Source organism: Candidatus Tisiphia endosymbiont of Xenochironomus xenolabis, assembly GCF_964264705.1.
In the GTDB taxonomy this organism is placed as follows: Bacteria; Pseudomonadota; Alphaproteobacteria; order Rickettsiales; family Rickettsiaceae; genus Tisiphia.
The window spans coordinates 1,343,931-1,361,961 of record NZ_OZ183473.1 but is presented as its reverse complement, the minus strand read 5'-3'; the positions used below and the strand labels follow the sequence as shown (position 1 = coordinate 1,361,961).

Annotated in this window: 20 protein-coding genes; 10 read left to right on the top strand and 10 right to left on the bottom strand. The window is 32.4% G+C overall.

The annotated features are described in order from the left end of the window. Complete coding sequence (locus ACFELY_RS06665) at positions 1-258, top strand: hypothetical protein (protein WP_375333991.1); 258 nt, start codon at positions 1-3, stop codon at positions 256-258. Between the two features lie 349 nt (positions 259-607). Here ACFELY_RS06665 and ACFELY_RS06660 read toward each other — a convergent pair whose 3' ends face one another. Further along, entirely contained in the window at positions 608-2,299 is a 1,692-nt protein-coding gene (locus tag ACFELY_RS06660; protein ID WP_375333990.1) for an IS1634 family transposase, read from the bottom strand. 736 nt (positions 2,300-3,035) lie between these two features. Here ACFELY_RS06660 and ACFELY_RS06655 point away from each other — a divergent pair. Then, on the top strand, positions 3,036-3,920 hold the full coding sequence (locus ACFELY_RS06655; protein ID WP_375333989.1) for a pentapeptide repeat-containing protein: 885 nt from the start codon (positions 3,036-3,038) through the stop codon (positions 3,918-3,920). 181 nt (positions 3,921-4,101) lie between these two features. Here ACFELY_RS06655 and ACFELY_RS06650 read toward each other — a convergent pair whose 3' ends face one another. Then, complete coding sequence (locus ACFELY_RS06650; RefSeq protein ID WP_094648877.1) at positions 4,102-4,641, bottom strand: demethoxyubiquinone hydroxylase family protein; 540 nt, start codon at positions 4,639-4,641, stop codon at positions 4,102-4,104. A 159-nt stretch (positions 4,642-4,800) separates the two neighbouring features. Here ACFELY_RS06650 and rpmH point away from each other — a divergent pair, with 159 nt between their 5' ends. Both rpmH and rnpA read left to right on the top strand, forming a co-directional pair. After that, positions 4,801-4,935 carry a 50S ribosomal protein L34 gene (rpmH, locus tag ACFELY_RS06645; protein ID WP_094648876.1) on the top strand — a complete coding sequence of 45 codons (135 nt, stop codon included), beginning with the start codon at positions 4,801-4,803 and terminating at the stop codon, positions 4,933-4,935. A gap of 3 nt (positions 4,936-4,938) precedes the next feature. Next, positions 4,939-5,325 (top strand): ribonuclease P protein component, encoded by a 387-nt coding sequence (gene rnpA, locus ACFELY_RS06640; protein ID WP_341759198.1) that lies wholly within the window; start codon positions 4,939-4,941, stop codon positions 5,323-5,325. 224 nt (positions 5,326-5,549) lie between these two features. Here the strand turns inward: rnpA and ACFELY_RS06635 are convergent, their stop codons facing one another. From ACFELY_RS06635 to ACFELY_RS06620, 4 genes are all read right to left on the bottom strand, one after another. After that, entirely contained in the window at positions 5,550-6,452 is a 903-nt protein-coding gene (locus ACFELY_RS06635; protein WP_375333988.1) for a hypothetical protein, read from the bottom strand. A gap of 25 nt (positions 6,453-6,477) precedes the next feature. After that, a complete protein-coding gene (lpxC, locus tag ACFELY_RS06630) occupies positions 6,478-7,338 on the bottom strand; it encodes a UDP-3-O-acyl-N-acetylglucosamine deacetylase (protein WP_341759197.1) in 861 nt (286 codons plus the stop codon). Positions 7,339-7,581: 243 nt separating this feature from the next. Then, positions 7,582-8,214 carry a guanylate kinase gene (gmk, locus tag ACFELY_RS06625; RefSeq protein WP_375333987.1) on the bottom strand — a complete coding sequence of 211 codons (633 nt, stop codon included), beginning with the start codon at positions 8,212-8,214 and terminating at the stop codon, positions 7,582-7,584. Positions 8,215-8,364: 150 nt separating this feature from the next. Further along, positions 8,365-8,541 (bottom strand): DUF465 domain-containing protein, encoded by a 177-nt coding sequence (locus tag ACFELY_RS06620; protein ID WP_341759195.1) that lies wholly within the window; start codon positions 8,539-8,541, stop codon positions 8,365-8,367. A 110-nt stretch (positions 8,542-8,651) separates the two neighbouring features. Here ACFELY_RS06620 and ACFELY_RS06615 point away from each other — a divergent pair, with 110 nt between their 5' ends. Next, on the top strand, positions 8,652-9,230 hold the full coding sequence (locus tag ACFELY_RS06615) for a UbiX family flavin prenyltransferase (protein ID WP_094648801.1): 579 nt from the start codon (positions 8,652-8,654) through the stop codon (positions 9,228-9,230). Between the two features lie 100 nt (positions 9,231-9,330). Next, the gene (locus ACFELY_RS06610; RefSeq protein ID WP_375333986.1) at positions 9,331-9,936 is read left to right on the top strand and encodes a carbonic anhydrase; all 606 of its coding nucleotides are present in this window, start codon (positions 9,331-9,333) and stop codon (positions 9,934-9,936) included. A gap of 86 nt (positions 9,937-10,022) precedes the next feature. On the opposite strand, the gene trpS is transcribed toward ACFELY_RS06610, so the two are convergent. Beyond that, positions 10,023-11,012 (bottom strand): tryptophan--tRNA ligase, encoded by a 990-nt coding sequence (gene trpS, locus ACFELY_RS06605; protein WP_375333985.1) that lies wholly within the window; start codon positions 11,010-11,012, stop codon positions 10,023-10,025. A 115-nt stretch (positions 11,013-11,127) separates the two neighbouring features. Between trpS and ACFELY_RS06600 the strand changes: the two genes are divergently transcribed. Beyond that, positions 11,128-11,904 carry a lysophospholipid acyltransferase family protein gene (locus tag ACFELY_RS06600; protein WP_341759192.1) on the top strand — a complete coding sequence of 259 codons (777 nt, stop codon included), beginning with the start codon at positions 11,128-11,130 and terminating at the stop codon, positions 11,902-11,904. Between the two features lie 108 nt (positions 11,905-12,012). Here the strand turns inward: ACFELY_RS06600 and ACFELY_RS06595 are convergent, their stop codons facing one another. From ACFELY_RS06595 to ACFELY_RS06580, 3 genes are all read right to left on the bottom strand, one after another. Beyond that, positions 12,013-12,639, bottom strand: coding sequence for a superoxide dismutase (locus ACFELY_RS06595; protein WP_375333984.1), 627 nt, complete (start codon positions 12,637-12,639; stop codon positions 12,013-12,015). A 796-nt stretch (positions 12,640-13,435) separates the two neighbouring features. Further along, entirely contained in the window at positions 13,436-13,903 is a 468-nt protein-coding gene (locus ACFELY_RS06585) for a transposase (protein WP_375333983.1), read from the bottom strand. Then, positions 13,852-14,559, bottom strand: coding sequence for an IS3 family transposase (locus ACFELY_RS06580; protein ID WP_375333982.1), 708 nt, complete (start codon positions 14,557-14,559; stop codon positions 13,852-13,854). The genes ACFELY_RS06585 and ACFELY_RS06580 overlap by 52 nt, the downstream gene beginning before the upstream one ends. 296 nt (positions 14,560-14,855) lie before the next feature. Here ACFELY_RS06580 and ACFELY_RS06575 point away from each other — a divergent pair, with 296 nt between their 5' ends. The 3 genes from ACFELY_RS06575 (at position 14,856) to ACFELY_RS06565 (ending at position 17,930) form a co-directional block, all read left to right on the top strand. After that, a complete protein-coding gene (locus ACFELY_RS06575) occupies positions 14,856-15,131 on the top strand; it encodes a hypothetical protein (protein ID WP_375333981.1) in 276 nt (91 codons plus the stop codon). 271 nt (positions 15,132-15,402) lie between these two features. Further along, positions 15,403-17,211 (top strand): DnaA N-terminal domain-containing protein, encoded by a 1,809-nt coding sequence (locus ACFELY_RS06570; RefSeq protein ID WP_375333980.1) that lies wholly within the window; start codon positions 15,403-15,405, stop codon positions 17,209-17,211. 71 nt (positions 17,212-17,282) lie between these two features. Beyond that, complete coding sequence (locus tag ACFELY_RS06565) at positions 17,283-17,930, top strand: Panacea domain-containing protein (protein WP_375333979.1); 648 nt, start codon at positions 17,283-17,285, stop codon at positions 17,928-17,930. The last annotated feature ends 101 nt before the right edge of the window (positions 17,931-18,031 follow it).

Sequence of the window (18,031 nt, the reverse complement as noted above, 5' to 3'; positions counted from 1 at the left end):
ATGTTACATATTTCGCAAGTACTTTACAAAAAAGAACAAAGTGACGCCATCAAAGAAGGTAGACCAATAAAAGATTTTGGGGAATTTGCTCAGCATCTAAACCAACATATCTACAACGATTCAATCTTTGCTGGCAAAGTCCACGATAATATAGTTAAAATTTTACTAAAAACCCAATTAGTGGTCGAGCAAAAATATGCTATAATAGGTGGGGGAGACAAAATTGAACAGACTAAGGGGGTAGCAGGTAAGAATTGACAAGGTGCTAAGTGTAGATTACAACAAATGATGATTGGTTATAAGATCAATGATTAATTACGAATAATATATGAAGGATTTATGGTATTATCATTAAACAAGGTAAGTATTGTATCTACAAGGATACAGACTGTAGAAGAAATAATTCCTACACTAATGAATAGTCAAGGAGATGTTTACCCTAGTATTAGTGGATTATATATCCCGACTTCAGTGTTGTTGTGCCAAAAAGTGGCTGACAGCTCAGGAAATGATAAAATTTCCATGCACAACAAATTATTTGTTCGAATATAAAAATTTCAAAATAATCCTATAATAATTATTAGCTTTACTACTTGATTATCGAGTTTTACTCTCCTGATGATATTAAATAAGGAATAGTACTAATCGGTAAATTCATTGCTTTATAAATAATCTTTGCCTCATCTGATACCGGCGATGGAATGCCAAATACTCTTTTATCTTTAATGTGTACTACACTGGTAATTTCCACCCCAATTAGTGCTTTACGTAATCGTTCCGGTGATAGTTTAATTGACTGTAAATTTACCCGATATTCTAAATGCCTGATACATACTAACGCCATAAAACATAAAGCAATATGTGCCTTGATTCTACTAGGACTCCAATGATAAATTGGTCTAATCTTAATATCGTGTTTACTAACTCTAAATGTTTCTTCAATTTGCCACAATCCTTTATAACGAGACAATATATACGCTACATCAACATTTTCTAGGTTACTAATAACTCCATGCAAACCGTCCCATTTGCTATCTTCCTCTATCTTTTGCTCGTTTACTGCAAACTTATCATTATTATTAATTATTAAATATTTTTTATAACCACTAGCAGAAATTAACGACTTAACTCCTTTACTTCTGTTCATTTTTTTCATTAATTTCTTCAATGCTTGCTCTCTATCTTGAGCATCTTTATAAGCCCTTTTGCTACTATAGCTCATAATCAGTTTGCGACCCTTTTCAGCTAGTTCAATTATTTTTCCCTTATATTCTTCTGCATCAACGGTTAATGGCTGATAATCATCACTATTTAAGATTTTAGCTGTAATATCCTTAGTCATATTCTTAATTTTAGCACCTACTATATATTGATAGCCAGCCTGTTCTAATAGAGCTAAATTTTCATTATTCAACATACCGCTGTCTGCTACAAACACTACTTTATCAATAGCAAACCTGCCTTTCAAGCTATCTAAAGCTTTCAATAAAGTATGACCTTCATAGGTCGCTCCAGGAAATATCTCATAACCGATTGGAATACCATTATCAGTAACAAAAATGCTCAGCATTACCTGTACTTCATTGAATTTATGATCTTTACTAAACCCCTTACTCTTCAACTCATCTTCAGTAAATGATTCAAAATAAAGAGTAGTTGCATCATAAAATAGTACATCGATTTTTTCTTTAAACAACTTTTGACTGCTAAGTAAAGCACACTGCTCGATTTTCTCAACCACCTTATCATCTATTTTATCCATAGTTTTGTATACCGAATCAAGCTTTAAATCTACTCCATAATTATTGACCAATAAATTGACTGTTTCACGCTTACTAGTTGGGTTAGCAATACAAGCTAAAACAACATTGCGTATTATGTTTATGCTCGACACTTCCCTGGCAGGGTTGGGTAAGATTTTATTAAAACCAAGTTGGTCATAAATTTTTCCATACACCTCATGAATGCCGATGATAGTGCTTCCTTGACTACGTAAATTGCTGATATCATCAATAGGTTGTGGTTGTATTTGCTCTTTCTCGCACCGCTGTCTAGATGACATTGCCATCGATACTATATCCTTGTCTGGGATAAGATTAGGTTGAGTGCTACTAGCGATTTCAACCTTAATGAATTCATCAAGCTCTATTAGTTTAGTTATTTCTTCTTGGTCTGATGCACTGCCAATATGTCGAACAACCCGTTGTCTTACTTTATTAGTTATGGGATCGCGTATCCCTTCTACTAGTTGAACAGCGTTAACATTACGGGTAGCAGATTTTTTGACTCTAACGAACATATCAGTAGCATATTTAAAACTAATTGTTGGTTAGTATATCTACTAAAATATTGTATGTCAATAATAAAAATATATGGAGGCACAACAAACACCCTCTAATTAACAAAACCTTTTTCTCCTGCTTTTTCTATACACTTATCTTTAACTATTTTCCGAAGTCAGGAGACTATAGCCATTCAACCTGATCTAAAAGATTAAATAATAATTTGTTAAACAACTAAATTAACTACTTATCACTATTTTTTAGTAAGAGTTGTTATTTTTTAGCATCACTTTTTCGACTATTAATGTTTTATTAATAGAGGAACTAGGGGGAGAATATAACCAAGTTGATTGGCTTATAATCTTAAAATATACTAAAAATACAAGGTAAAAATATCACGAAATATGATGCAAATTGTGATTTTTTATGGTATAATAATCCCCTCGAAATACTTATGCTACAGGGGATTTATATGAAAAAATTACTGTCAAATTTAAATGTTATACTATCAAAATTAAGACTACTAGTCTAACCAAAATAATTGCTATGAAAAAAATATATAAATTTTGCTTTCAAAAAATAAAATTTGCTTTGAGAATTTTGTTTAAAATTATCCAATGTGGGGTTATAGTTATTAGGCTAATTTATAGATTTCTCTTAGGATTAGTTGCCATAATTATTCGAGTTTGCTCCATTATTTTAAATAAATTTTATAAGTTCTTTTCTTTGCCAAAAGTAGTATTTTATAGAAACATGATAATAACATTATTACTATCTGGGTACGTAGTTTTATATACTATTGCTTTCGGTAGATATCAATTTCTTGTTCTAGCTTTAGATACTAAAATAGCTAGATTAGTTACTTTATCTGAAGGAAAAAACCCTAAATTTGTTTTTGAAAGAATTCCTTATTTACAACAAGAAACAGTTCCTGTTGAACCTAAAATTTTTCAACCATCAAGTGTATGGAAATCATTTAATCCCAAATATAATCAAGTGAATATTGAAATTTTCAATGAGTTAAGATTTTTGATTGCTAATAAAAAGCAAAATTTAAAAGATCTAAATCTAAGTGGTATTATTTTATTTGGTACAGGCAGTAATAAATATGATACTGATTTTAGTGAGTCCCATTTTTATAACATAAAATTTTTTAGAGCTAATCTCTCATTAAATAATTTCCAAAAAAGTGAATTTTCTAACGTAGATTTTTGGGGAGCAAAGTTACTAGGATGTGATTTTGCCCTTTCTAAATTTACTAATGAAACTTATTTAGAATCTGCTGATTTCTCAGGAAGTAATTTGTGTGGAGTAGAATTTATTAATGCTTCTTATAATACTGCAATTTTTAATAATACAAATTTGATAGGAGTTGATTTATCTAAAATGTTAGTTTTTAATGCTCATCAGCTTAATTTACAGGGGGCATATTATAACTCTAAGCCTTTGACGGCAATGAGTGGTTTACAAATGGAATTGATTAATAGAGTAAACCCCTCTTGTTCTCGATATATGTTTTCTAAAGGATTCCCTGCTACAAAATTTCCTGAAGACTTTAACCCTAAAGAACACGGTATGATTGATATTTTTGAGATACCTGATAATAAGATAAAAGAATTTTTAGAATCCTATCATTAAACAGTTAACACATCGTCTATTAGCGAAAAGCCACTTTAGTGGCAACAAAGCAATTCGGGAAACTAGGAATAGGTAAGGTAGGCAAGGTCTTGGGCTGACTTAAGCAGGATACTTATAGTAAATTAATGAGCAGTTGGTAACATCGTCGTTTAATGCTCGCCTATTACTTTTGATGATATCATTAAATTTTTTTACTCAAACTAATAGCTATATTACACATTAACTTGATAATTTTATTAATTAGGGGGGCAAATACTACTTCATTACTACCTTGCACTAGAGCTATATCCTTATGCTCCGTTTCATCAGACTGAAATTGCTTTATACTATCTAACAATTCTTTTTCTAAATTATATTCTTCGAGATAGTCTATTTGCTTCTGATAATGCTGTTCAATCACTTCTTCTACACTTTGGGTTAGTAGCATGGCAGTTTTTGTTCCTATTAATATCGATCCACTACCAAGTACATAACCAATAATATGCCAAAATGGCATTAAGATAGTTGGTCTAACATTACCTTGTAATAACAAGTTAGTAAAGTAGCTTAAATGCACTTCTTCTTGCTGCATCATATGTTTTATTGTAGGATAGGTTTGATGGTTTCTGCAATAATTTAATTGCCCCTCATAAATTCGTTTTGCACCATATTCTCCGGCATGATTCACTCTAATAATTTCTTTGATGATATTTCTTGAATTGGTAAAGTCTGGTCTTGCCATACGCCCTAGTTCATTTAAATAATGTTATTAAAATTTATTCTATCAAGAAATATAATACAGCAATCTATCAGTTCCTTAAAAGATAAATTTATATTTTATTGACAGTTTAGTGTCATTATTGTATAAGTAAATCTGTTCCTTTGTATTGGATATGAATTTATGAAACGCACATTTCAACCTAGCAATTTAGTAAGAAAAAGAAGACATGGGTTTAAGGCAAGAATGGCAACTGTTGGTGGTAGAGAGATTTTAAGGAAGCGTCGAGCAAAAGGCAGAAAAAAGTTATCAGCATAGTCAGTGCTTATTTTATCTCTAAAAAATCAGAAGGAATTTGACCTAGTTAATAAGTTAGGTAAAAAGTTCCATAGCCCTTATTTTATCACAGTAATAGCAAAAGATTTTACTAAGCTTCATCAAATACAGCTATGTAAAAAATCTAGAGAGATTTTAGATGATTCATCGAATATAATACTTTTTGGTATAAAAGCCGGAAGGAAATTAGGAAACGCTGTTATTCGTAATAAAATCAAAAGACGTATTAGGCATCTAGTTAGGCTTGTAAGTAAAGAGTCACAATTAAAATCCAATAGTTGGGCAGTAATAGTCATCCCCAAGAAAGGCTTTGAACAAATTGAGTTTGCAACTTTACTAAGCGAATTATACAGGATATTTTTAAAGACCTAATAGACTCGTGAGCGTTCACGAAAAAAAGTTAAAATACAAGACATCATTGCAAAGAGCTATTTTAGTAGCATTGAAGCAATTCAAAATAATGGATTGCTTCAACCACTATGTGGTCTCGCAATGACTCTTGGTGATCAGATTTTTTATTGATCATAGTCAATTGATTAGAAGTTGGTGACGTCGTCACTCCTAGCCCTAAATTCCCCTGAATTGACTATAATTACTTACTTCTTGTATATTTCTTTGCATTTTTTATCAATATGATATTCGCTTATTAACAATCCTATAGTATGTATTATAAAAATAGGAAAGAAAAACTTAACTTGCCACCAAGCAACAGCATATATTCTAATTGTATTAAAATTTTTTATTATCTCATCATCATCCCCTTGATAATCTAAGTATCTTTCATTCCAAATTGCAACAGATATACATATTAGCATACAGAAAATAGTATAGATCAATAGCAAAGATGGTTGGTAATATATCCACTTGTGATCATAAAGTTGCATAACACGTTTTATTGGTAAGGCTACATAGTCAAAAATAAACATTGTGATTAGAAATATCACTATTAATATAGAGGTAATATTAGTGTTTTGAACATCTTGGATATCTATTATATTAAATTTGATCATTAAAGAGTGAACGATAAGAGCTATGGCAAAGGTGAAGAGATAAATTACAATTAAACTAATTACAGCAATTTTTAAAAATTTATAAATAGTAACGATAAAGGGATAACGCATACCAACAAAACCAATAATAGATACCATAATGGATACAATCATAAATCGCATTTGTTCAGATAATATATAATTTTTTACAGCAGATACTAATTCAGCTCGATCATATATACAAGACATAGCTACTATAAATATTAATAGCAAAGAAAATAATAACGTATAAAAATATTGGTATATGAACTTAAATACAGGTTCAGCTTTGTTCGATAAAGGCTTTACATTTTTATGCAATAACGGCTCTATCTTCGAGAGTAAATTAGATACCAAGCCAGTTTTAAAAGATGCTGCACTATGCACATCTATTGCCGGTTGAACTTGCTTCTTTAATTGTCGAATTTGTTTCTCTAATCCCTTGATCTTTATATTTTCTTTACTAGCCATATATTAAACCTGAACTGCTGCAAGCCTAAATTTCTCTATTACTAACCCATTGATAGGCAGTAGGATCACTAAATACTTGTCGTAAAAATTGATTGTTCAGAGCATGGCTGGTTTTATAACCAGTGATGTTAGCTATTAGATGCCCTCCTGTAGTATATAAATCTCCGAATAGATCAAGAAGTTTATGCCGCACGAATTCATCAGTATATCTAAGTCCATCATGATTTATTATAATATCTTGATCTATACCTATAGCGTTATCGAGAGATGCCCCACGTGCCAGCCCTTTGCTTTTTAAATATTCAAGTTCATGGATAAATCCAAAAGTTCTGGCATCAGCAATATTATTTTTAAAAGATTCATTTTCTGAGAAGAGTAAGTTTTGCTTGCCAATAGCTTTACTAGCAAAATCTATTGTCATGTCAACTGTCATGCTATGAGCAGGGCTACACACTAACTCGCAATCTTTGTGAATTGCCCTAATTTCTTTTAAGATTTTTAGGTATTTTTTTGGAGCATTTTGTAATTGTCGCCCAGCACATTCTATCATAAAAACAAAAGCTTTACTGCTACCATCCATTATTGGCACTTCAGAACCATCGATTTCAATTATTAAATTATCAATTCCACATCCCCAAAGAGCTGCCATTAAATGCTCTATAGTTGAAATAGAAATATTATGTTCATTTTTTATGGTAGTAGAGAAAGAAGTCTCCGAGACATTCAAACAACTAGCTTGAATAAAATTTATTTCTTGCCGCACATCAGTCCTGACAAAAACAATGCCAGTATTTTCTGCAGCTGGTCTTAAAGTCAACTGAGTAATGTTACCGGAATGAACGCCCACCCCATAACAACTTACAGGGTTTAGTATTGATACTTGCATTGGTCAATTTTACTAATTTTAAAAATTAAATTGATTTTAGTATTTTAACCGCTTATATGCAAGTGACATTATGTTACAAAATATTACATTAATATATACTGATTTGATCTTAGAAATTGGCTATTATAGCAAAATAGCTTATATTAGCGAGAAAACCGCAGGTCGACGAAACAATCCATTTTTAATCACTTTTGTGGATTGCTTCGTTAGCTATGCCTCCTCGCAATGACACTTGGGTTGCAATTATAATAACGCATGTTGCCAATTACTATAAAACTTATCTAAATTAAGCCTTATTCTTTTCACGCGTTCAGCGATAATTATCGAATATATTGTTTTAAGAGTGATCTCAAAATCATCATTAATAACCACGTAATCATAATATTTAGCATATTGTACCTCTTTGGTTGCCAATTTCATACGCAACTCTATCGCTTCTTTACTATCTTGCCCTCTATTTTGAATTCGTTGTTGCAAAATACTAGGAGTTGGTGGCAGAACAAAAATTGTAATCACATTTGATAAGATTTTTTTTATGGATTTTGTACCTTGCCAATCTATATCAAATAAAACATCTAGCCCTTTATTTAGTAGCTCTTCTACAACTTTTTTAGGTGTTCCATAATAATTATTATAAATATTTGCATATTCAAGGAATGCATCTTGTTCAATTAATTTATTAAATTCCTCTTTGGTCTTGAAATAGTAACTTACTCCATCAATCTCACCTGTCCTAGGTGTTCTGGTGGTTGCAGAGATGGATAATCTAAGATTACTGTCTATTTTTAAAGCTGCTCTTGCTAAGCTGGATTTACCAGCAGCCGAGGGGGAAGATAAAATAACAGTTAATCCTTTACTTTTCAGAGATAGCACCATATTTATTATTCTTTTATAACAGTGACTCTGAATATACTCGAATAATCTTTTGATTGAAACGAAAAAGTAAACAGATTACCCTTACTAAAAAATTGTTTGTACACAAATCTTTTTAATTACAGCCTTCTGCTTTATAAAGAATCAATAAATTTAATTGCTGGTGATGTTCTTATATAACAACAAAATTTTATCTTTTAACATTAATTTTTGTTTCTTCAACTGTTTGATTTTAGTATCATCATGCAAATGTGAAAATGCAGCATTTATTAGTCTTTGTAAATCATCATGTTTTTTTTGTAAGCTTTGTATATGATTATTGATATTCATTTTTAAACTCCATAATCAGTTAAAAACTAGGATTTCTATAAGGTCAACTTTATAAAACCAAATACTATTTTAATACAATATAATATGCTTTAAAAGGAAAAAATATAACTATGACTGCTAATAATAAAAAAAAATTGCTTGTGGCAATCTCTGGAGCTTCTGGAGCCATATATGGTATAAGGTTACTTGAGATTTTACGGCAGTTAAATATTGAAAGTCATTTAATTATCTCAAAATCTGCCCATTTGACTATACTACATGAAACAGATTACTCTATACAACAAGTACAAGAGCTAGCAGATTATTATTATAATCTTTCTGATATTGGTTGTAGGATTGCTTGTGGTTCTTTTAGGACATTTGGTATGATCATAGCTCCATGTAGCATGAAAACTCTCGCCTCAGTTGCTTGCAGCATTGAGGATAATTTAATTAGTAGAGCAGCAGGTGTTATACTGAAAGAACAAAGAAAATTAGTCTTAATGATTAGAGAAACTCCTTTACATAGGGGGCATTTAGAGAATATGTTGAAAGTAACGAGTTATGGCGGGATAATTGCTCCTCCAGTGCCGGCTTTTTATAACTTACCAGAAACCTTGGATGATATAATAAATCACTCAATTACTCGAGTGCTTGATATTTTTGACATTGATGCTGGTTTAATAAAACGTTGGGATGGGTTAAAATAACCTATTAGTGTTTGAGAAATATATGCTATAATTTAAGGTTCTGTGAAGTTTTCTAAATTAGAAACCTTCACAGAACCTAGTGACGTTTTGAGGGTTAACAATGCAACAAAGTTTTAAAAAACTATTACAAGGCTATCAAGTCTTTAGAAAAAAATATGCTGATGGTAATAAATCTATCATGCATAGTCTATCCCGTGATGGTCAACAACCAAAGATTATGGTAGTTGCTTGTTGTGATTCTCGAGTAGATCCAGCGTTAATATTGCAATGTGAGCCAGGAGATTTATTTGTTGTCCGTAATGTAGCAAATATTGTTCCACCTTATGAAAAAGATGCCTCTCATCACGGTACGAGTGCTGCCTTAGAATTTGGAGTTTGTTTTTTGAGAGTTAAACACTTAATTATATTGGGGCATAGCCAATGTGGAGGAATTCAGACATTATTAAATAGTGATGATTCACAGCAAAATGATTTTATAACTAACTGGGTTTCTCTAATAAAAACCCCTAATTTTAGACAATATAATGCTGATGATTATACAAAATTAGCACTTAAACAATCATATCAAAATTGTATGATGTTTCCATGGATCAATGAACAAGTGAACAGAAAAGAACTGGTTATTCATTTATGGTTTTTTGACATAAAAACAGGGCAAATTTTTACTTATGCTGATAAACAAAGCTCATATATACCCCTTGCATAAGGTATAAGGTTCACAGTTTTTCTGCTATTTTCTTATGATGAATAAAAAATCCGCTTGCCAAGCGTCTATTAGCTATAAATCGTAATTTATATAACAAAGCCCATTAATTTCTTGAGTTCAATCAGAGTTTTAGCAGCGGTCATTCTAGCTTTATCCGCTCCGTTATATAATGTAGTTATCAAATAATCTTGGTTTTTCATTAACTCTGTATATTTACCATGAATGGGAGTTAGAGTCGTGATGATAATATCAGCTAGCTCCTCCTTAAATTTGGCAAAACCGGCATTTTGGTACTGATCAACTATTTTGTCAACATTAGTACCAGATAAACTGCAATAAATGTCAATTAAATTGCTAATTTCTGGTCTATTTTGAGGATCATAACTGATTTCCGCTAAATGATCTGTTTTAGCTTTTTTAATTTTTTGGTAAATTTGATCTGGGCTATCATTTAAATTAATACGAGATAAATCAGATGGATCAGATTTACTCATTTTTTTACGACCGTCTTTTAAGCTCATTATTCTTGATGAGCCTTGAATTAATGGTTCAGGTAATTTTAGGACATCCTGATTGAATTTCCTATTGATAATAGCCGCAATATCTCTGGTAAGTTCCAAATGCTGTTTTTGATCATCGCCAACAGGTACTATGTCAGCATTATATAATAATATATCAGCTGCCATCAATACTGGATAAGACAATAATCCTAAGCCAGCATTTTCCTGGTCTTTTCCAGCTTTGTCTTTAAACTGAGTCATACGTTTAAGCCAACCAAGTGGGGTAACGCAATTTAATATCCAAGCAAGTTCCGTATGTTCCTTCACCATACTTTGTGCAAATATGGTAGTTTTCTCTGGCACAAGCCCTGTTGCTATATATATGGCAACAGTTTGCAATATAGAAGAGTTTAGTTCTATGGGTGAGCGATCTATAGTAATAGCATGTAAATCGGCTAAAAAGAACAAGCAATTATACTCATCCTGAATCTTAGACCAATTAACAATTGCTCCGAGATAGTTCCCTAAATGTAGATCCCCAGTCACTTGACATCCGGATAGAGCTGTTTTTTTCATTGAATTTCTCCGAATAGTTACTAATTATAGCTATGTAAAAGTAATCTTATACTATATATTTATTATATACTCTGTTATATAATCTATTCATTATTAACAAATGAGTTAACCAACTATGTTTTGGCGTTTGAGAGTATTAACATTTTATGCACTACTTGCTATATTTACCATTACATTCTTCCTTATATGTTACATACCCGTAACATTTTTCAATGTCAACTATTATATACGATACAGGATAGGGTTTATTTTTTCCCATGTATTCATTTGGCTGGTTAAAATCTTTTGTGGTTTAAAATACCAAGTTGTTGGTCTAGACAAATTACCTTCATCTCCTTCCATAGTATTGTCTAATCACCAATCATGCTGGGAACAAATATTTGTACAATTAATTATACCTGAACATTCTTGGGTATTAAAAAAAGAGTTATTTAATATCCCGTTATTCGGCTGGGGGTTGAAAATGGTTAAGCCAATTGCTGTAGACCGTAACGCTAATATCTCGGTTGGTCAAATTTTAAGAGAAGGACAGGAAAAGATAAAAAGTGGTTTATGGTTGGTTATCTTTCCTGAATCTACCAGATTTAAACCAGACCAAAACGCTAAATTTAAACCTAGTGCAGTAAAATTAGCTTCATTGGCAAAAGTACCGATAGTGATGATGGCACACAATGCAGGGGTATATTGGCCAAGGGGCTTTTGGGTTAAGAAACCAGGGATAATTCAAGTAAAGATAATTGATGTTATCCCGGTAGAGGAAATAGAACAATCTGATGTTCGAGACCTTACTGAAAAGATAGAACAGGTGATTAATACCGAAAAGCAAATATTATTTGAACAAACTCATAAAAATAAACATGACCGTTCACAAATTTTTAAGAAAGTTGATTAATTAATTTCTGGCAAGGTAAACGTTCACGAAAAAGAGTTAAATACAAGACGTTATTGCTAGGCTCTTATATCACATTTTCAATATATAAGAGCCTAGTTAACGGTAGTTTCAAAGATTATTTTCAGCAAATTGCCAATTAATCATATGCTCTATATAAACTGAAATATAGTCCGGACGCTTATTACGATAATCTATATAGTAGGCATGTTCCCAAACATCACAATTAAGCAAAGGTTTCATAGACTTAGTAATAGGCGTTTCAGCATTACTAGTCTTTACTATCTGTAATTTATCATTATTAGAGACTAACCATGCCCAACCGCTAGCAAACTGGCTTATTGCCGCTTGTTTAAATTCAGTAGCAAAATTCTCATAACTACCAAAATCTTTATTTATCTGCTCCAACATCATACCAGTAGGTTTCCCACCACCTGAAGGCTTAATAGAATGCCAAAAGAAACTATGGTTCCATATTTGTGCAGCATTATTAAATATGGCTGCTTCATCTGGCTTGGTACTTGCGTAAATTATTAACTCCTCCAGACTCTTCTTTTGTAATTCCTGATTATTTTGCAACAAATTATTCAAGTTAGTTAAATATGCTTGGTGGTGTTTCCCATGATGGTAATCAAACGTTTCAGGGGAAAAATGTGGTACAAAATCACCTTTACCATAAGGAAATTCCGGTAAAACAAAAGGATAGGATTTTTGGTTAGATTGGTTGCAATATATCATAATTTCCTCACGTTTAGTATATAGTCAATTGATGAGAAGTTGGGGACGTTGTCACTCGTCGCTCGCCTATTACTTATAGGCGTCGCTCCATCGCTCCTAGCCCCAAATTCTCTTGAATTGACTATAAAAGGCTTACATTTTCAGTATAGCCTGTTTTAAAATCAATGTTCTTTATAATTTTTAGTATAGCACAAAATTTTCCAGTACTAAGAGATAGATTTAAAAAAATTAAAATTTTTTTCAAATCAATAGATTTAGGTATAGTCAATTAACCTGAATTAGTGCCGAATAAGCACCCATCGTGCTGTCATTGTGAGGAGGCATAGCTAACCAAGCAATTGTAAGTTATAAGTATGGAAATATGTAAATTGTAATGAACTATTGACCCCTTTAAAGGAAAAATTGTAATGAAAATTGCCCCCTAGGTTTGTTGACAAAATTTTTAACGTAACCATATTAAAGCTCCAATGAAATTTAGAAAGGCTAAAAAGGCTCTGTCCAAAAAACTGTGTAAATTTCCAAAAAAATATAATAATTTAGAGAAAACTATTATTAATCATCGAGGAATCAAATCAATCATTCATCTTCTGTATCGGTATGTCTTGCTATTAGCTCTTCTGTTGATTTACGGCAAAAACCACGCTCCTCTGCTTCTTTTTTATACCATTCCAGATATTCCCGGGTATTAATATCCATTTGTTCAATTACCCTTTTAGCTAAAGTAAGGTGGTCCCCTTTGTCTAGACAAAAATTTAGATAAATAGAGATATAATTCACAAAAATTAAATTGTTGTTTTTATACAATATTTTTTTCAAAATATACACATTCTGGAGTTTTATAATCCAAAGTTTGATGCATCCTTTGTCTATTATAAAAGTCCATATATTCGTTAATTGCTGTCTTTGCCTCCTTTACTGTTGTTAAAATAATCCGATAAATTTTTTCCTGTTTTAATGATCGCCAAAAACGTTCAATAAAAATATTATCTAAGGCTCGTCCCTTACCATCCATACTAATCAAGATATTATGTAGCTTTAGCATACTAATAAAATTCTCCGAGGTAAATTGTACTCCTTGATCAGTATTAAATATTTTTGGCATACCATATTTTTCTATAGCGTCTTCAAGGGCTGTTACACAAAATTCACTTTCCAAACTAATGGAGATTCGCCAACTTAGAATATAACGACTATACCAGTCAATAATAGCTACTAAATATACGAACCTTGGCTCAGTCTTATATACGTTATATCTGTACTCCAAACCTGGTTTGGCAATACTATTTCTAATCCTTTTAGTAAATAAGGATATATTTTATGTGCCTGATTCCTCTTGCTTAAATTTATTTTAGGATAAACAGCTTCAAGACCCATTATCTTGTAGTAACGTCTAACAGCTTTACGACCTACCGAAAAACCTTGGGCTTGTAAATATTTAGCCATCCGCCGCATACCATAATATGGATGCATAGTATAGGTCTCATCAATTATTGCCATAATCTTGATATCTTGTTCACTAATACCAGTAGGTTGGTAGTAATAGGTTGACCTGCTAATATCCAATAACTTACACTGTTGTACAATTGTTAACTTATTATGATTAGGCTCTATCATATTACACCTAACCTTTAATTCCAAACAATGCAGATTTTTTTTGAGCCAGTCACACTCAACGCTTAACTGACCAATTTGCTCATATAGATTCTTGATTAACCCCTGCTGATTTGGGTCAGCACTCTGTGTTTTATTCTTAAAACCTTGTACTAACAACTCAAGACCTTGTTTTTTCCAGTTACTTATCTGTGTTGCATGAACACCATACTTACTGGTTATCTGGGCTATTGTTAGCTCTCCCTTAATTGCTTCTATGACAATTTTGGCTTTCTCCTTAGCACTATATTGCCTTACTTGTTTTTTCATCTCTAGCTCTCCTTGTTTGCTAAAGAATTCTATCTCATTTTTCTTATTTTTCTGTCCAAAATATTGGAACCATTATAGCAGCATGGGATCCAAAAAATCCAAACAAAAAAATATATGTTAGGGAAGATGAGGTTTTAGCAAAGATAGAAGAGATTTTTAAGAAAATAGGTATAAGAGACCCAGAGCTATTAAAAGACACGCTAGAACACCTTAAAAACACTAATGAGCTAAAAAAAGATGAACATGATGAAGCGACAGCTAGTTTAAAGAAAGAACATACTGAAAACGAAAAAAGATTGAACTTATTAATAGATTTACGACTTAATGGTGAATTGAGTACAGAAGAATTTCAAGCAAAAAAACAACAATTAAAAGATCGTCAATATGAAATTAATCGATTATTGAAAATTTATGATGAAGCAGATGACAAATTTACTGATACCGTCTCAACCTTGATAACTCTAGCTTCTGAAGCCTATGAAACTTTTAAAGGTTCGACAATTGCTGAAAAAAGGGAATTATTAAATTTTATATTTTCGAACCTAACACTCGAGGGCTGTAAGCTGCATTAAGTTCTGGCTTTTCCATTCACAGAAATGCAAAAAGTAGCAAGTTGTGCCGAATGGCGGGAGTGACGGGACTCGAACCCGCGACCTTCTGCGTGACAGGCAGACACTTGGGAGGCGACTCATCCTCATCTAACCTATTACTTATTACCCTTTCATGTTTTTCTAATTTTACTAAGAGTTTCATATGTAATTCATATGTCACTTCTCAGACAAAAATCCTGAAATTTTACCTACAAAAAAATCTATTTTTAACCCTATTACAAGGGGAGAAAATATGACAAAATCACTAATTCCTCCTAACGCTTCAGTTGAAAATCCTGATGTTATCTTTTATAATTTTGTTGGTAATTTCATTCCACCTGAGTGGCGAAACCTTACCAATAATTGTGATAAACGATTAAGTACAACCTCTCGTCGGCTCCTGTCGTTGATAGTTTCTTGTATAAAAACTAATGGTTATAACAATACCCAGAAGTTACAAGAGTTACAAGAAGGCTATTATTTCTTCGAAAATAAACTAGGAGTTTGTCAAAGACGAGTTAGACAATGTCTACTAGAATTGCAAACAAGTGGGTTCATTGATTTTACCTTAACTACTCTGATCAAATATAACACAAAGTGCCGTAATATTTTATGTATCAAACTCCTTAAGGAATTTATAAGTTTTCGTAAAACTAATGATAATTCTCATTATCTTAATAACAGCAATATTCAGCATAACTATAAAAAAGTTTTGCCTCAACCTGAAACAAAATATAACTCAATCGAAAAAAAATCAAAAAAAAATACATCTATATATATATCTATAATATCTAGATGCGGTAAAAAGGATTGTTTTTGTGGACAAAATTGTGGACAAAGTTTGCCAGAGCTTGAATCAACTAAGGAGCAAAGCTTTAATTTGCCGCAGGAGGTAAAGGTAAAAAGAGGTGAACAGAATTTACCAGAGCTTGAGTCAACTAAGGAGCCAAGCTTTAATTTGCCGCTTGAAGTAACGGTAAGTTCAGGTGAACAAAATTCGTCAGAGCTTAAGTCAACTGAGGAGCAAAGCTTTAATTTACCTCAGGAGGTAACGGTAAGCTCAGTAAGTGAAACGTTACCTTACAATTCCCCAGACAGTAATTCCGGCGACGCATCTCCAACTGATGATGAGTCAGACTCAGATTTAGACTTAACAGGCGGTTCTTCAGGTAGCAATGAGGCTGAGCAAGAGCCGGAAGCTGCAAGTTGGATTAGCAATATTGCTAAAAAGGCTAAAGGTTGGTATTCGCCTAGGAAGCTAGAGGAATTTTACCCATTAACTGAGGAAGATGCGGCTTTGTTAAGAAGGAGAACAGGTCGTAACTACGAATTGAGTTATGTTAATAAGTTGTTGATTAAACATAGTGGAAACTCTCCTAATAATCGTTTTCCTAGCAAGCAAGCAGTACTAAATTACATGAAAAAAACTTTGATTCATGAAATGCGTCCACCATCTGTGGCAAATAACCCAAACTTTAACTTCAAGTTGGACAATGCTATTAAGGCAAGAGAGGCTTATTTACGGAAGATAGAAGCTAGTAAGGGTGTTAACCCACTGAATCAGTTGCAACGCAAGATTGTTGGAGCTTTTGAGCCTGATACTGCTTATAACTTGCTGACTAGATGTAGTTTTTTTGGAGTATATGACGATGAATACAAGATTGATCTAGCAGATATCTCTTTGTCAAAAACTGATAAAGACAAATTACTTAAGCAAGTGCAAGAGGTGTATGGCAAAGAGGTTCAACAATTACGAATTACTAACAAAAGATCCCCATCGGATTATTATTTAGAGCTAAGTGGACTAAACCCAGAGTCAGTGTGGTATAAAATACGGAAATACTTGTTAAAGTTATACGGTGAACTCATTGATAAAGCGTGGTTCAGCAAGTTAGAAGCAATTGAAGAAGATACGACTTGCAATAAGCTCATTCTTAAACCACCCAGTCCCTTTGTTGGGGATTGGATTATAAATCATTATGGAAGAGTTTTGGAGGAGGCTTGCAGCAGCCATAATTATACTTTTGAGTTTATGAAAGTCGATAGAATGCCTGGACTGTAATAGGGGTTCCCGAAATAAAATACGTTAATATTTTTTGTGTTATAACAACAAGGAGAGAGGATTTAAAAACTATGCAAACAAAAACAGAAAAAAGGGTATTAAGTTGTTTTGATGTAGCTAATTACTTTCTGGTCTTAGTCGATAGAGAAGCTCGAGATAGCATAACTCAACTAAAATTGCAGAAGTTGATTTATTTTGCTCAAGGGGTCAGCCTAGCCTTATTAGATAGACCCTTATTTAATGAAGAAATTGAAGCTTGGGAAAATGGGTCTGTAGCTAGGGAGTTACGTAGAACATTTGGTAATTTCAAAGGTAGTGATATCCCAGCCCCTGGTGAAATTGATTTTGACTTATATGCCAGAGAAGAAAAAGCATTGATCTATAAAGCGTATGCTGTTTATGGAGAACACACAGCCTCTTACTTACGCCAGCTAATTCACAAACATTCAATTTGGCGTGATGCTATGGCTACGGATAACAAGATTATTAGTAAACAAAAGATGAGTGAATTTTTTAAAAGATTGATTGACACTGACTTTTTATTAATGTCACAAGAAGACGAGTTAATAATTGAAACTGCAGAAGATCAGTGGTGGATGAATTATGATAGTGGAGTTTCAGCGGAAGACGTAAGGATTAATAAAATCTTGCAATCAATAGAGGAGATTAAAGAAGAAAAAGGGATTAGGCATAGAAAAATTAACCATTATGGCAAATAGAACAAAAGACTAATTGTATTAAGCAAAAAAAAAGAATAATTACAAAAAGATTAATAATAATCAACCAGTTACTGAAGGTTGAAAGGTGTATACAAATCACA